Raw genomic sequence first — 16,039 nt, 5'->3', positions numbered from 1 at the left:
CGGATTTGTTGGAAAACTTCGAACTGGGTGAGCGATCTGCGGGCGGGCGAAGAAAGCACCGCGACTCCGCGCACGAATGGATTTTTCTGCCGTGCGAACCTGACGAGCAAAAGCAATCCGTTGCCGCACAGGCGGGACACGGCTATGTTCAGCATCCTCGCCGAGCCCCCCACCGTCACTCGCTGTATGCTGCAGAAGGTGCACGTTGCGCAATCCAGCCCGTGCTTCAAAAAGGCTAATTCATGATGTCGCCCAAAACCCTGCTATTGATCGCTCTCCTGTTGCCGGCAATCGGCTACGCCCAAACATCGCAAACGTATTACTTCGGCGAAGGTCAGAGCACGCCCCAGTCACATCACGCCAGCAAGACTGTTCACAAACAACCCCATCACCACCGTACCACTCGACGTTCCCAGCATCCGGACCAATATTCGCATTCGTGATTCGCTAACGTGGCGGCGACGCTGCATACATAGGCGACCGCATCAGGCCTGCCCAATCCTCAAACCCGCTGGAACAAACCAGGATTGAGCAGGCGCGCGCGACGGAGCTTATCTCGCGCTTGCTGGAGCAGCATCGGCGTTCTTAAGTCGTCACAACTCGCCTGCGGTGAACTCGTCTTCTTTCGGCACGCCACACCAGCGCATCGGATAACTCCAGAGTCCGACTGCACGGGCAATCATGCACTCAGGTAATCACGCCCAGATGGTGCGCAACAACGACGAGGACGCTCAACAGGCCCCACGCGACCACGACACCAAGGGGAAATATTGCAGGCATACGGCCCGGTCCGTGCGTCAAATGCGTGGAGGTTCCTTTCCTGATCTGCAAACGGCAGGTTGATATCCAACTGACGACCTCCTGGCGATACCATTTCAACCAGGGTCTCCCGAGTAAAACCAACAGCCAATCGCGACATAGCGCCGATTGTCCCGGTATCCGTTGCCCAGAATGATTGCGCGATCATCCACATTGCCGTTGGGAGTCCGCGGACTGATGATTTTCACAAACCTCGCTTTCAAGTAATCGATATACCCGTATGGAGAATCCGCGCTGGGCGCAACAAGTTTCAGTCGATCTTTCAAATGTCGTACTGCGTCGGCCCCACCGGTTAATTCGACATAGAATACATCGATGCTCGTATTGATCTGCCACGCTCTGGTCGCAACGTATCCGAATACTTTCGTTCCAGTGGGCAACAAGTATGCTGTCTCGGTATCGGTGGAGCGCTCAACAATCCCAGGTGACCGGAACGTTTGAGAGCCTGAATCAAGGCTGCTTTCGACAAGGCTGTTCCACGCTTCGGGCCGACATTGAACAGCGGCTTCCAGCGCGGCATCCAGATCGTGCGACGTCGCGATCGTGTCTGCACAGACCAGATTGAAGCTGGACAGCCCCGCTACCAGCCAGACAAGAATGAATTCAACCAGGCGTAACATGAATGCTCCCGAAACAGAATCGCCGGCGAAGCCTGAGTGGAATTTCAGAACCCTCTTCGGCATGATCATCGGTGCCTGCATACTGGTCTGGTGCACCAGACAGGCGTGGCTGACCGCGATGTTCCTGTCGCACGCGCAGCACGCGACCGGTGTCATCGTCAGCGCGGAGGGACACCCGACCATCCGGTTCGAGACAGCACGGGGTCAGCGTATCGAATTCGTCCAGAATGGAGGCGTGAGCCGTCCAGCCGGCACGGATTTGCCCGTCCTGTACGATGCCAATGCACCCGCGGCAACCGCCCGCGCCGCCACATTTTTCGCGCTCTGGGGCGATGCACTGTGGGGACTACCTTCCGGCCTTGGCTTTCTGATTCTGCCGCTGTTTGGCGCTCGCCTCGAAACTCGCGGGCGCTTCGGCAATCGCCTTGGCCGAAAAGAATGATTTCCCGCGCGGTTTGTTGCGGCTGACTTCCCGGAGCTTGAGCCTCGCCTACTCAAGCAGACTCACCTCCAGCATGCGTTGATCGATACGGCCATGATCGTCGATTGCCCGCACGGTGTAGCTGCCTGCCGTGCGAGGCTGCCAGTACAGCGCAGCGCCGGGGTCGCTACGCCCCACGTAGGCGTCGTTGACGAACCAATACATCGTGTGTGCGTCGGCGTCTGCGATTGCGTTGAAAGCGATGCGCTCCTGCCCGATCTGCTTCAGGCGCATCGCATAGACGCTGCCGCGCACGGGCGAGGTAATCTGCGGCGGCGCTCCGTCCGGTGTTCCCGCGTCCCGACACAACGGATTTTGCGGCGGCTTGCGGCGCGGAATACCCGCTTGCGCAAATACCTGCTGCAGGTCAGAAGGCCAGAATTCGAACACTTCCTCATGCGTGTGCTTGTCAGTGTACGGCGGACAGGCGGGCAACCCGGTTGCATCGTCGATCACGACCGGACGATGAACGTTGCTCACGCGAATCGGCGATTTGCCCGGAATGAACCAGGTCCAGCCGCGTTGCGGGCACCACTGGTTCGGCAGGTCTCCGCTCGCCAGACAGATCTGCACGCGTTTGAGATTGCCTGGCCTCGGGCGCACCGGTTCCGCCAGTTGCGGGCGTTCGGCTTCGAGTCCATCGACGATCTGGAAAAACAACGGCGCAGCGGCATCCACGCCAACGAAAGCCGGGTTGCCCGTGCTATCGAAGTTACCGACCCACACCACCAGCACATAAGGGCCGAAAACGCCGGCCGTCCACGCATCACGAAACGCCCACGATGTGCCCGTCTTCCAGTAAACCGGCAAATGGGACGGCTGCGCCCCGGTGGTTTCATCGGGCCGCAAATGCTGGCGCAGCATGTCCATCACCATGAAGCTTGCCTCGTCGCTCAGCATGCGCGTGCCGGCCACCTGAGGGTCGCTGGCGCGCAGCCGCAACGGCTTCAGTTCACCACGATTGGCGAGCATCGCATACAGGCCCGCCAGCTCCTGCATGGTCACCTCGCCACCGCCCAGCACCAGCGCAAGCCCGTAATGCTGCTCGCTTGCCATGTGGCCAACGCCCGCTTGCTGCAGGAACTGATACAGATCGGGCTGATGCAATTGCGAAGCAACCCACACCGCGGGAATATTGCGGCTGCGGTTCAGTGCGTCGGTAGCGGTGATTGGGCCGAGAAAATGGCCGTCGAAATTCTCCGGTGTGTAGGGGCCGAACGAGGTCGGCACGTCGCGCAGCACAGTCTGTGGGTGCATCACGCCCTGATCGAATCCCAGCGCATAAATGAAGGGCTTGAGCGCCGACCCCGGCGAACGACGCGCCAGCGTGCCGTTGACCTGCCCCTGGATCGAGCGGTCGAAGAAGTTCGCCGAGCCAACCAACGCCTTGATGCCCATATCGCGCGTGTCGACCAGCATGGCCGACGCATTGCGAATGCCGATGCCGTTATTGCGCGCGACATAGCGCGTGATCTGCCGTTCAAGAATATGCTGGAGATCGAGATCGAGTGTGGTGCGCACCCGCGATTCCTGGTCGTCGCTATCCATGCGACGCGCCGCGAGCACCTGCTCGACCGCATGCGGCGCTTCAAACGGCAGGCGCGACAACGGCCGGATATTCAGCGGTAAGGCGAACAGCGGTTTGAGCGCCGCGTCTTGTGGGTGCCCCTTCAGCCAGCGGGCATAGAGACGGTTGCGCGAGCTCGTGAGTTGATGGTTGATCACTTGAGCGGCGCCGTCCGCTGTCTGTGCGGGCACGCTCGGTAGCCGGCGCACGGGGTCCTGCGGAATCACGGCCAATGCCAACGCCTCTGGCAGGCTCAAATCCCCCACCGGCTTGTTGAAATACGCGATGCTGGCCGCCCCGGCTCCTTCGACATTACGGCCATACGGCGCATCGTTCAGATACGCCTCAAGAATCTGCGCCTTCGAGTAAAACAGTTCGAGCTGGATCGCCCGCCCTACCTGCCTGAGCTTGCCCCACGGCGTGCGCGTGTTGAGCTGCCAGAGCGAGCGCGCCAGTTGCATGGTGATCGTTGAGCCGCCCTGGCGGTTGCCGTGCCGCACATAGGTGACCCACGCGCCGCGCACCAGACCATAGGCATTGAAACCCGGATGCCAGCGATACCAGCGGTCTTCGTGCAGCAACACGCCGTCCACCAGTTGCGGCGACATATCCTTGAGCGGCACCCACAGGCGAAAACGGTCGTCGCTTGCAAGCGTGAGGCGCAGCAAACGACCCTGGTCGTCATAGACCGCCGTGGAAGTGGGCTTCCAGCCCTGCAACGATGGATGCGGCCACAAGCGGCAACCCGCCAGCACACCCACGACGAGCAGCGCACCAACCAGCCAGTTCTGCCAGCGCTGGATCCAGCGAACGCAAGCAGGCAGCAAGGAGCGAAGAGAGGACACAATGAGGAGATTCAGGGAAAACAGGAATGACTTTGTCGCTGCGGCCACACGTCGTCGGCTTTAGCATCAGACGTGTGGCCGTGAGACTCAGGGCTTGCGCACCACCGTGAGCATGGCGCCACCCGGGGAACGAGCCTGAACGCGGCGATCGTACATCGACTCCGCAAACGCAGGCGGCACGAGGAACTTGCCTGCGTTGCCAGCTTTGATGCGATAGACAAACTCCTTGACGTCCTTCGTCGCGGTCCCATAGATCACCACACGATCCTCGCGGATATCGGCGTATTCGGGCTGCCAGGTCGAACTTGAGAGGCCGATCGGTGAGCGCCAGCGAGCGGGTTGCGCATCTTGTCCATCCGTGACATCGCCACTCTGATCGCCTTGCTGGCCTTGATCGTTCTGACCGCTATTGCTGTCGTCGGTTTGCGCGGGAGCAGGCGGCGGCTCGATCACCGGCTCGAAGCCGCCCGGCAGCAAATCGACAATCGACACATTGTCCACCGCATCATCTTCGGTAGCACGGATCTTCACGTGGACCTCGATTTCTTCGCCAAGCGTGATCTTGTCGAGCGGCTTGCCATTGCTGTCGGTGTAGTCGCGCACAATCTCGATGCCATTCTTGATCGCCTTGTCGGGCACGCCACGGTCGTAACCGCTCTGACTCGTCACGCGCCATGCCGACATCGCGCTGCCGTTGACGAAGCGCAACCGTGTTGCAGCCGCGCTCCAGTTGCCCGCCTGCAACAGATTGGCTTGCAGCGCGGAAATCGCCTTGACGCTGCCGTCAGCATGGATTTCGTCGATGGCCAGCTTGTCCAGCCCGCCTGCGTTGATGTTCGCGTAAGCATCGAGCGCGAGCACTGTCATGGCCGCGGACAAGGTATTGAAATCGTTGCGCGCCAGCGGCCCAGCAATGTTTTCCATCACCTGCGGCGAAAGTGCCTTGGCCCGATTCGGGAAGTACTTCGACAACAGATAGAGCGTGCTCGCATCGCGCGTTAGCGGATCCGTGTAGTAGCCGTAGTCGAAGCTCGAAATATCCCTCTTGCCCTCGAGTTCACGCTGCGGCCCGGCAATCAGCGTATTGGCCTCCTTGTCCTGCTTGAGCAATTCATAGGAAGCCGCTAGCCAGGCGGCGGCCAGATCGTTTTTCCAGTCGTTCGGGAAGGCTTCCTGCAAGCGCTTTTGCACCGCCGCCAGATCGTTGGTCGTGACGTTGCCCTGGCGGGTCAGCAGATACACCGCGTAGGCGCGTTGCCGCAAAAGATCGAGCGAATCCAGGCTGTCATCGGCAGCGAGCTTGTGCAGATACTGATTGCCTGCATCGAGCATGTCGGCGGGCACCGTAACGCCCCGATCGCGCGCTTCCAGCAGGAAATGCATCGTATACGCCGAGACAAACGGCTCCGCATCCGGCGTCGCGGACCACAGCCCGAAGCCGCCCTGGCTGTTCTGCCGTGACCGCAGCACGTCCAGCGTCTGTGCCAGCGCCTGATCGCTAGTCTGCTGCGGATCGCTGTTAGCAGCTTGCAGAACGTGCGTAAGCGCTGGCACAGCCGGCCATTTCGACGCGATCAGGCGCGGAACAGCCGCACTGACGATCTGCTCGCTGCAATAGTTCTGCACGTTCACGAGCCAGGACGTCAGCCCTTGCGTCAGCACCACCGGCAAGGTCGAAATGCTGGCGTCGCGGGAAGCATACGCTTCGTACATCGAGCGCAAGCTGGACACATCCGCCTTGCTGTTCGGACCGACGCGGGCAATGTCTACCTGGGTGCGATACTCAGCAGCCGGACGCACGGAAAGATCGAGACTCTGCGCCGCGGACTTTGCGCCGTAACGCGCGCTGAACGTCAGATTGCCCGAGCCGAGCGTTTGGGTTGCCTTGACGCGGAAAATCGCCACGCCCTCATGCATCGGCGCAAGATTCAGATTCTGTGCAGCATTGCCCAGCACCTGAAGCTGCGGACCGGTCTTGAGCGCCACCGTCACCGGAACCGGCTTGTCGCCCACGCCCGTGAGATTGTTGGCCACGCCAACGCTGACCTCGGCTTCGTCGCCGGGAGCGAGTGTGGTCGGCACGTTCGGCGACAGTACGAAGTCGCCGCGCACGGTGGTGGCCGACTCGACGGTACCCACCAGATCAGGCGACACGGACACCGCCATGACCCGCAGCTTGCCGTTGAAGTAGTCGGGCACGGTATAGCTCACGTCCTTCTCGCCATTCACGTCGACAATGCCGGACCAGTACACCACGGGCTTGTCTCGCTTACGTTTGAATGGATTGAGCTGGCTGCCGATGGCGTCATCGGCGTCGCCGCCGGGCGCCGCCATAGCCATCAGCTTCTCGAAGTCCGGCAAGATCAGATCCAGAATCTGCGACGTCGCCACTTCGAGCATGCGTTTGCGGAAGAAGAATTTCAGCGGATCGCCAAGCTTGTAGCGGCCAACCTGCAAAATACCTTCGTCGACCGCAAACACCACGGCCTTCGTGGGTTGTCCCGCATGCAGCTTGAACGTGACTGTCTGGCCCGGCTTGACCAGCGCAGGCGCGTCGAGCGTCAGGCGATTGCGGCGAGCATCCATGTTGACCGAGAACGGCACGACGCCATAGCTCAGCGGGCTCATGAAAATCTCGTCCGACGATGGATCGCGAACGTACTGAACGTTGATATAGCCATTGCCCTCGAAACCCGGCGGCACCGTGATGTGCTGGACGGAGCTGGTGGTATCGGCGTGAAACCAGGCGTGAGCGTAGACCTTGTCGCGCTCGATAGTGATCAGGCCGCTGCCGGCATACGGCGCACGAATCGCAATCTCGACCGGCTCGCCCTGAGCGTAATCGTGCTTGCTAAGGCTGATCTGCAACTCTGCGTTGCGATCCAGCGAACGGGACACATTGGCGTCGCCCGCTACCGAATACTCCACACGGTTGACTTCGGTGTTGTCTGCACTCCGAATGATGAGCGCGTAGTTGCCCGGCTTGTCGGTCGGGAGTTTGTAATCGAGACCGGCAGCCGCAATCGTCAACGGGCTTTCGCTGACCGGCACTTCCTTCAAACGCGAATCGTATTTATAGACTCCGGAATCCTGCCGGGTCAGCACCGATACATAGCGCTGTTCCACCAGTTGCGCCTTGAGGTCCTTGAGTTCGATCGATTTCGCCTGCGGATTGATTGCCACCAGGCGCACGCTGCGCGGACTGCCGCGCTTGACATAGGAGAGATCGTCTACCGACTTGTAGCCCACCAGCCAGTCGTCGCTGGAAACCAGCGTCTGGGCGTTGGCCGCTACGCTGCGGCCGCCCTCGGCCTCGTACGCCTTAGTCAGAAAATACAGTTGATAGGTCGCGTCTGCATATTTCTTGAGGTCGAGATCGAATTCGGTATGCCCCTTCTCGTCGGTCTTGCCGTCCTGGAGGCTGGTCGTGTAGCCCTCCTTGGCGCGCCGCACGTCGAAGAAGTGATAGTCCTGCCAACTACGGAATTCCGGCCAGACCGGACGCAGCGTCAGGGACGCCTCGACGCGCCGGTCAGCAGCCGGCGTGCCAAACAGGTTCAGCGCGTCGACCACACCCTTCAGTTGATCGGGCTTGACCCAGCCTTCAGGCACCTGCTGCGAGAGCCGCGCCTGCACTTTCATGCGATCCGGCAGAAACTCCTTGACCTGCACGGTAGTCGAGCCGATCGGCGCATCCGTCTCGCCGTTCTTCACGATGTAAAGATTCACGCTCCACGTGCCCGTCGGCGCGGTCTCCGATGGCGTGTACGAGAGTTCGCTAAAGCCGGAATTGTCGACCGCAAGCGGCATGCGTTTGACCGTCATGCCGCGCGGATCGACGACCTCGGCCTGCAGCGGCACGCCGGACGGGCTTCGCGCCCAGTTCGCCGCGCGCACGATCACGCCGATATGGAAGAGATCGCCGGGACGGTAGATGCCGCGATCCGAGAACAGGTAGGCGGACAACTGGCCTTCGCTGGTCGGGTTGCGCTCGCCGCCCACATCGAAACGAGAAAAATCGAGCTGACGATCCTGGCCGCCCACAGGCAGGAACGACAGATCGTCGCCCTTCTTCACGACGTACAGCATCGGCTTCTTCTCGTGGTCCAGCCCCTTGAACGTCGGGAAATGCACCACACCGTCGGCCGTCGTATCCTGGGTGTACAGCGTCTGGCCATTGAGCGCGAGCACCGACACCGTCGCGCCGCCTACAGGCTGGCCTGTGCGGATCGACTGCACGAACACGTCCTGGCTACCGTCGAGCGCGCGCTTGACCAGCATGCCCAGGTCAGTGACCACGATCATGCGGGTGTCAGTTGGTGACGGATCGTCGGCGTTGTTGCCATCGCTGCCGTCGCTGCTTGCGTCTCCACTGTCACCGTCTCCATTGCCTGAACCCTGGTCCGCTGCCTGCGCGGCCTTATCGGCCTTTTTTTTCTCCGCAACCGGATCATAGGCAGACAGATGCAGCAGGAACACGCCACGCTTGCCGTCCTTTAGATATTGGCCAAGGTCCACACCTTCGTAATGCGCCTGTCCGGGGCCTGTCTTCGGAAATACCCGCTTCTGCTCGAAGCGTTCGACGATGTGGTCTTCGCTGAAGCTGTAGCCAAGGTCTGGCTGCTTATAGCTGCCCTGGTTGAAACTCACCAGATGCTGCAACTGATCTGGCAACACGCGGCCGATTTCCAGCTGCATGCCCGGCAGATTGCGCGACACCACCGAGATCCGCTTGCTGCCGCTCAACGAGAGCAGCGAGCCGTCGGCCATGAAGTGCAACAGCTTCGGATAGTCGGGCACCGTGAAGGTCTGCACCGATGGCTGTCCGAGAATATAGCCGCCGAAGGACTTCAGCCCGGAGGCAATACGCACGTAGACGCGCTGCCCAGGATCGGCGTGGAATTTGAAACTCTGCAGTTCCGCATAATCGTTTTCGGTGGGCACGAGCTCGAGCGCGAGCGGTTGTGAATGCCGCAGAACACTCTCGCTCACGTCCGCATTGCTCCACTCGTAGGGCGGATCGTCGTCCTTCTGGTCGACGCCTTCCCTGCGCTTTGGCAACACCCACGCCTTGATCAGGCCGTTCAGGTCCGCGCCGCGCACCGCGCCGCCGATTTCGGTGACGAGCACCTGTTCTGGTTCATACCGGTCGTTGTCGACCAGCGTCGGGCTGACGCTCTTCACCGCAAGGCTATACAGCCCCGGCACGCGTACGACCGACGTCAGCGGCTCCTGGGTGCCCGCGCCGCCACGCGAGCTGCGCACGCCGCTATCGAGTTTCAGTTGCACCGCCCCATCGTCGCGCGGCAAATCGAGCGGCTGTGAGTGCACCCATGCGTTCAGCTTGTAGGCGTCGTACGTCACCGTGAACTTGAGCGGCGTATTGAACTTGCCGTCGCTGCCCGCCAACGCAAGCGAGATGCGCTTTTCGAACTTCGCCGTATCGACCGGGTAGTTAAAGCTCACCGGCATGATGGTTTTCTTCGCCGTTGCGTTCTGCGGGTCCTGATAGAACTCGGCATTGCCCGCCCTGGCAACGAAAGGAGCGAGATCGAAGGTCAGGTGGTCGTCGGCCATCAGTACGTGCGGTGCAAAGGCCTGCTTGATGTCAAAGTCCAGTTCCACGTGCTCGCCGACTGGCCAGTCGGCCGCCGGCACGAAGCGCAGCGTGTGATCGTCGGTCCAGCTCCACTCGCCTTTGAGCGCCGGCTTCATGGTGATGCCTTTGCTGACGATCTTGCCGATCAGTTCGATCGGCGCAGCTGAGCCGGAAAACACCACTTCGAGCGGATGAATCGTGATCTTCGGCGTGCCGTCCGCCTGCACGTAATCCGTGACGGCAGGCACCTTCGCCTGAAACGTAATGCGCTGTGGTTCGGCTGGCTTCGGGCGGTTCGCATACCAGTGCCACCCCGTCCATGCCGCAACAGCCAGCGCGAGAGCGCCGATTGCACGAACGGCAAAATACCGGGGGCGCTGGCGAACCGCCGCGGTGGCCGCCGGCACCCATGCCGGGGCCGACCATGAGATGCTGCCCAAAACCGGCCGCAGGATCTTGACGATCAAATTGAACAAGCCGCGCACAATACGCAACGGCAGGACGAATAAAACTCGCAGAATATCCATGCTTCCCTTTTCAGGGGCAAGCGCGAGCTATTTTCCCCGTTGTCTTTGCTTTTGCTACCGTCCGCGTGCGCGGAGTCTCTCAGTTTCTACTATTTCAGCGCAATGAATTTCTAACCCAGCCGCATAGCGACCACAAGCTTGCTGAAGCCCTCTTTTGATCGGCGTTGATTTTATACTTAAGAGATGACTATGAAATAGTCATTCATTACACAAAATATCTCGCACACCACTTAATCCATGCCAATTAGATATTTACTACGAACGTCGGTACAAATTTCTTTTCTTCAATATCTATAAATTGATTGATCAAGAAAAATTTTCATACAATTGTCGATTGCGCGGTCCGCGCTTTTTTGCTTGTCGTATTGACTACATCATCCGTGCACTACTTCAAATCCGGTATAGACTTGCCGCGAGCGCGCATTTGTCCTTCAAGCCAGTACGGCGGGATGTTCCGCATCCATTGACTGTTCCAGGTCAATGGGATCCACGATTTCCCGTTGTCCTCCGAATAGATCAGTTCGGGATTATCGGCAATGCCCAGTGCAGCATCGTTAGCTGCGAGCCAGATACTGCCTGGAGCGACAACATATGCACTGGTCAGCTCGGAGATGTTCTCGGGCAAATGCGTAGTCACCCAATGCCTGCCATCTTCAGAGCGTATGAGCGTCCCCTCCTTCGAGCCGGCTATCCACCAATGACCGCGTGGCGTCCAGCCAATTTCAACCAGTAAATCGGGATTGCCAAGATCCGTCGCTTCGACATCGCATGAATCGGGCAAAATGCTAACTGCAAGATAGTGCGTGTCACCGGCCTCTCTTCCGTCCAATGTGACCAGCGCAACCAGTGGGCCGTCTGCATCGACAAAGCGAATCACTCCGTGCAGGAAGTCACTGACCCGTCCATTGGAAGAACCAAGTCCGAATTTGTCGATGCCGATCGTACATTCGTGCGCGCCACGCCAGATTTGTACAGCCCGATGGACGTCATCCGCTGATACCGTGTAATGAGATCCCAGCACGATTGCTTTCTTATCGCCGTTGACTCTAAACAATCGCCCGCTTCGACTATCCACTGAGGCGCGGCCGATGTAGAAACGCCCTTGCTGATCGGTGGCAACTGGCGGCCAATAGAATCCCGCGGCATCCGATACATCAATACGATGTCCGTCGGCCAATACAAAACGCAGAGAAACGGTGGGCTTCTGATCGATCGTCAAGCGACCTATTTCGAGCTGTTGCGTTGGATTGTCAGCGTCGATCTGCCCACCGTCCGTGGCTCTTGCGCCAGCGGTCGCGAGGAAAAGCGCAATTGTGACCAGCACTCTTGCCCAATCAGGGTAACGTGTCATAGTGGCGCTTTGCTGAGCCGAATCTCGGTGTGCGTCAATCAGTGACCAGGAGCATACACGGACAGAGTCAATTGTCACGATTTCGTATCGATCGGGAATCTATTCCGCGACGCTCAGAAAAGCGGGGAAGTTCCGATAATGGATACCGCGTACGAGGCCACATGACCACATCCCCCAACCCGCATCCCCCCATCCCGGAAAAGCGCGAACCCGTCCTCAACACGGTCGATCGCGTGACCGAACTATGCTTCGGCCTATTCATGGCATTAACCTTCGTCGGCGCGATCAAAGCCGTGACGGCGGGCGAAGATGCAGGCCGCAAACTGTTTTTTGCCGCGCTAGGTTGCAATCTCGCCTGGGGTCTCGCCGACGCCGTGATGTTTCTCGTGCGCACACTCGCGGATCGCGGCCAACGCCTCACGCTCGCCCTTACCGTGAAGCGCGAGCCCAACCGCGCCGCAGCCGTACGGGCCTTGCGTAACGCCCTGCCAAAAGCGCTGGAACCGCTCGTCGACGATGCGGAGCTTGAGCAGATTCGTGCGCGCCTCGCGACCGCCTCTACACTGCCGCCGCGCGCGCGTTTGAATCGCGACGACTTGATTGGCGCGGTCGGCATCTTTTTGCTAGTCGTCGCTTCGACCTTTCCTGTTGCGCTGCCCTTCATCCTCGTAAAGGATCACATCGCCGCGCTGGTCATTTCACGCATACTGACGCTGGCCATGCTGTTCGCAGCCGGCTTTGCGCTCGGCCGCTATACCGGTGCGGGCGCGATGAAGGCGGGCTTCGCCATGACGCTGCTCGGGGCCGTCCTGACAATGACGATCATTGCGCTGGGCGGTTGACGACCGGCGCCTCAAGCAGGCACCCGAACTCCGCCGCAAATTCAACGGACACGCGCGCATGCACCGCGCCTTGTTTATCGAAGAATCGCTGCGTTCCTTCCAGCGTGAAGACGCCTTCATGCCAGATGTTCGGGTGAATATAGAGTCCTTGCTGTCCATCAAAGCGAAAACAAACAAACTTCTCCGGCGTGATATCGTCGCCCGGCAACGCCAGCGGCACATAGAACGGCTTGTGATCGAGCGGAAAGAACAGTTGTCCGCCGTCCGGATGATAGTTCGCATGCCAAAGCAACATGCGATCTGGCAAATGCGCTGCATCTTCGCGCGCCGCTTCCGGCTCAGTCGCATACGCAAGCACGTAGTGACCGCCAACGGCTTCGTTGCTGCCGTAGAGAATGTCGCCGCGCCATTCGCTGACGAACACGCCTTCAGTCGTGCCGGCTTCGTCGCCCGTACCCGGATCGATCGGTCTCGATCCCATGGCCGGCCATTGCACGATCTCGACCTCGCAGTCTTCCGGGTGCTCAACGAGCTTGCCGTATCCCGCCAGCGTTACCGGGGTCGCGTCGACCACAGGCATCGTCACGCGACGCAGGCCACGGGGAAGGGCGGGGTTGAGGTAATCGATTACTTTGCTCATACGAATCTCACGTGTCATCCAGTCGATCATGAGCTTAGGGCGTGGCGACATTGTCAGTCAAATTAATACGGATGCTATATTTCAACATTCATATTGATATCATGAGGGCCCACGATGGCCATGCGCTATTTCCAGCTCAGGGCGTTCGACGCGGTCGCTCGCGAGGGCAGTTTTACCAGGGCCGCAAGTCTGCTGGGGCTGACGCAGCCCGCCATTACGACGCAGATCCGCAATCTCGAAGAGGACTGCAAGCAGGCCCTGTTCGTGCGCACGAATGAAGGCGTCTATCTCACCGACGCCGCCAAGCCCCTCTTCGACCTGACCCGGCAAATGTTTTCGACTGAGGAGCAGATCGAGGACATGGTGAGCCAGGCGACCCTGTTCCGCCACGGCAGCCTCAAACTCGCCGCCGATGGGCCACAGGTCGTGCTGCAGGTGGTAGCCGCATTTCGCGAGCAGTATCCCGAGATCGAGATCTCCATCTCCTTCGGCAGCCAGCGCGAGGTTTGGGACGATCTGATCGAATATCGCGTCGATGCAGCTGTGATCGGCAATGCCAAAAGCGATGCGCGCGTGGCGTTGATTCCCGTTGCGCGGCAGGATATGCGGGTTCTCGTACCAAAGGGGCACGCACTCGCGAGGTCGGCGAGCGTATCACTTGCCGATCTGGCCGCGTATCCTGTGATTCGACGCGAAGCGGGTTCCAATACCCAGCGACTCGTCGACGATGCCACGCGGCGTGCCAAGGTTCAGCTTGCGACGGCCCTGCAACTGGGCAGCCGTGAAGCGGTGATTGAAGCGGTCAGGCAGGGACTCGGTATCGGATTCGTGCTTGAGCGCGAGGTGCCCGACAGCAAGCGTACCGTGGCGATCCCCGTCGATGAACTACGCGGATGCAATGTCGATTCGGTGGTCTGCCTTCACAGTCAGCGCAAGCGCGGGATCGTGCAGACCTTTCTGGGTGTCGCCGCCCTGGCCGCAAGCCTCGAGGCAACGCCTACGAACGCTGGTAATAAAGATTCTGCGGGTGCCGCGCCTCGGCAAAGAAAAACCAGCGCTCCGCCACGAGGCCGGCGTACTGGATAGCCGCTGCTGTGCACAGCAGGGTAAAAGACAGCCCGACGGAGCGAACCCCGCCGCCAATCGCCACCAGACAGAAAGGGGCAAGAAACGCCGTGATCAGGAACGTCCACTTGATTCGCCGTAGCGCAAGCGGCGTCTTGCCGTGAAAGAACTCGCGCAGATTGAAGGCTCCGGCGGTGAATCCGCGCGATTTCTGCTCGACACGCTCAGCACGTATGCCGGTCGCGCTTTGCACTGTCGATTTCGGGCGCAGGCGCGCATTGCGGATCAAGGAAGCCGTGCGCGACGCGCAACCGGCGAGCGTCAGCACACAGGCGCAGATGGCGAGCGGGGCCGTCATGACCGGTGCGAATTTCGCTGCGCAGGCGCTCGCCAGCGTAAATCCGGACGCGCAACCGAGCAGCATGAAATTGACCAGCGTAAGCGGCGTCGCCCATTCCTGCAGAAAGCGCAGGCACGCGTAGATCATGCCGGTGCACACGAACAGCAACACGCTGGCGACCACCGCCACGCCCCCGATTGCGAGCGAAAAAGAAGCTCCCGACAAATGGGCCACGCCATACGCAAACGTGCAGCCAAGAAACGCGGGCAAACAAAGACATTCGCGCGACAGCCACGAGGTTCGCCACATCGCAATGGCGCGCCACGCCCGCTCGGGATGGCCAAGATGAAAGAACGAGGCAACGAGGCCCAATATGCCGAGTACGCAAGAAAGCCCTGCACCGACGATATAAAACGTAGCCGGAACCGCCGCGGCGTCGCCCCATCCCAACCGCAACGCCAGTTCTACGCCCACGAGCGCAATGAGCAAACCCTGCCCCGCGCCACTCAGCGTCGTGAGAAACACCACGGAAAATGCCGGTTTCATCGCGTCCCTCTTGTACGATTTCGTTCACACTACGCAAAAGACGTTTCAAACACGCGTCGCCATCGACGCCAGATTGAGTGCGCCCTGTTCTGCCTGACCTTCGAGCGTCGTGGGTTCTTCGTCAGCCAGAGATTTGCACGAACACGCGCCGCCACTACTGCACGAAGTCACTTTGCGGCGCGGCAGATAATGATTCGACGGTCGCGTTTCCCACTCCGGCATCAGTTGATAGCCACCGCGCTCGCGGATCGCCTTTGACACGATCGACTCGGGGTCGTGGATATCGCCAAACAGGCGCGCCGAGGTCGGACACGCCAGCACGCAGGCCGGCTTGCGGTCACGCTCGGGCAATGCTTCGTTGTAGATGCGGTCGGAACACAGCGTGCATTTGGTCATTTCCTTGCGCGCTTCGTCGATCTCGCGCGCGCCATACGGGCAGGCCCAGGCGCAGTATTTGCAGCCGATACAGCGGTCGTAATCGACCAGCACGAGGCCGTCTTCCTTGCGCTTGTAGCTGGCTCCGGTCGGACACACCGGCACGCACGGCGGGTCTTCGCAGTGCAGACAGGATTTGGGGAAATGAATGGTGTCGGCAAGCGGATATTCGCCGGCCTCGAAGGTCTGCACACGATTGAAGAACGTGCCGGAAGGATCGGCGTCGTAAGGGCGAAAGTCGGCCAGACTGCCCGCCTCGCCCGAGGTGTTCCATTCTTTGCAACTCGTCACACACGCGTGGCAACCCACGCAGACGTTCAGATCGATCACCAGCGCCATCTGTGTCATAGCGTGCGCTCCCG

Annotated in this window: 10 protein-coding genes; 3 read left to right on the top strand and 7 right to left on the bottom strand. The window is 60.2% G+C overall.

The features are described 5' to 3' along the window. Window positions 1-875 precede the first annotated feature (875 nt). Window positions 876-1,439: a hypothetical protein gene (locus tag F3J17_RS10755; RefSeq protein WP_167057266.1), complete on the bottom strand. Its 564-nt coding sequence runs from the start codon at window positions 1,437-1,439 to the stop codon at window positions 876-878. Between F3J17_RS10755 and F3J17_RS10750 the strand changes: the two genes are divergently transcribed. Further along, window positions 1,438-1,881, top strand: coding sequence for a DUF3592 domain-containing protein (locus F3J17_RS10750; RefSeq protein WP_167057263.1), 444 nt, complete (start codon window positions 1,438-1,440; stop codon window positions 1,879-1,881). The two genes, F3J17_RS10755 and F3J17_RS10750, sit on opposite strands and share 2 nt — an antisense overlap. A 48-nt stretch (window positions 1,882-1,929) precedes the next feature. Here F3J17_RS10750 and pbpC read toward each other — a convergent pair whose 3' ends face one another. From pbpC to F3J17_RS10735, 3 genes are all read right to left on the bottom strand, one after another. Next, window positions 1,930-4,332 carry a penicillin-binding protein 1C gene (gene pbpC / locus F3J17_RS10745; protein WP_345891165.1) on the bottom strand — a complete coding sequence of 801 codons (2,403 nt, stop codon included), beginning with the start codon at window positions 4,330-4,332 and terminating at the stop codon, window positions 1,930-1,932. A gap of 87 nt (window positions 4,333-4,419) precedes the next feature. Next, a complete protein-coding gene (locus F3J17_RS10740; RefSeq protein ID WP_167057260.1) occupies window positions 4,420-10,458 on the bottom strand; it encodes an MG2 domain-containing protein in 6,039 nt (2,012 codons plus the stop codon). Window positions 10,459-10,843: 385 nt separating this feature from the next. After that, a complete protein-coding gene (locus F3J17_RS10735) occupies window positions 10,844-11,809 on the bottom strand; it encodes a hypothetical protein (RefSeq protein ID WP_167057257.1) in 966 nt (321 codons plus the stop codon). Between the two features lie 161 nt (window positions 11,810-11,970). On the opposite strand from F3J17_RS10735, the gene F3J17_RS10730 reads away from it, so the two are divergent. Beyond that, the gene (locus F3J17_RS10730; RefSeq protein WP_167057813.1) at window positions 11,971-12,651 is read left to right on the top strand and encodes a VIT1/CCC1 transporter family protein; all 681 of its coding nucleotides are present in this window, start codon (window positions 11,971-11,973) and stop codon (window positions 12,649-12,651) included. Here the strand turns inward: F3J17_RS10730 and F3J17_RS10725 are convergent. Further along, complete coding sequence (locus F3J17_RS10725) at window positions 12,632-13,291, bottom strand: ureidoglycolate lyase (protein WP_167057810.1); 660 nt, start codon at window positions 13,289-13,291, stop codon at window positions 12,632-12,634. The genes F3J17_RS10730 and F3J17_RS10725 overlap by 20 nt on opposite strands. A gap of 114 nt (window positions 13,292-13,405) precedes the next feature. Here F3J17_RS10725 and F3J17_RS10720 point away from each other — a divergent pair, with 114 nt between their 5' ends. Continuing rightward, window positions 13,406-14,377: a LysR family transcriptional regulator gene (locus F3J17_RS10720; protein WP_167057254.1), complete on the top strand. Its 972-nt coding sequence runs from the start codon at window positions 13,406-13,408 to the stop codon at window positions 14,375-14,377. On the opposite strand, the gene F3J17_RS10715 is transcribed toward F3J17_RS10720, so the two are convergent. Then, entirely contained in the window at window positions 14,289-15,242 is a 954-nt protein-coding gene (locus F3J17_RS10715; RefSeq protein WP_167057251.1) for a DmsC/YnfH family molybdoenzyme membrane anchor subunit, read from the bottom strand. The genes F3J17_RS10720 and F3J17_RS10715 overlap by 89 nt on opposite strands. Before the next feature lie 45 nt (window positions 15,243-15,287). Then, on the bottom strand, window positions 15,288-16,025 hold the full coding sequence (locus tag F3J17_RS10710) for a 4Fe-4S dicluster domain-containing protein (protein WP_167057248.1): 738 nt from the start codon (window positions 16,023-16,025) through the stop codon (window positions 15,288-15,290). Window positions 16,026-16,039: the final 14 nt, after the last annotated feature.

Source organism: Burkholderia sp. Ax-1719, from assembly GCF_011753055.1.
Taxonomy (GTDB): domain Bacteria; phylum Pseudomonadota; class Gammaproteobacteria; order Burkholderiales; family Burkholderiaceae; genus Paraburkholderia.
This window is presented reverse-complemented; position numbering and strand designations above follow the sequence as displayed.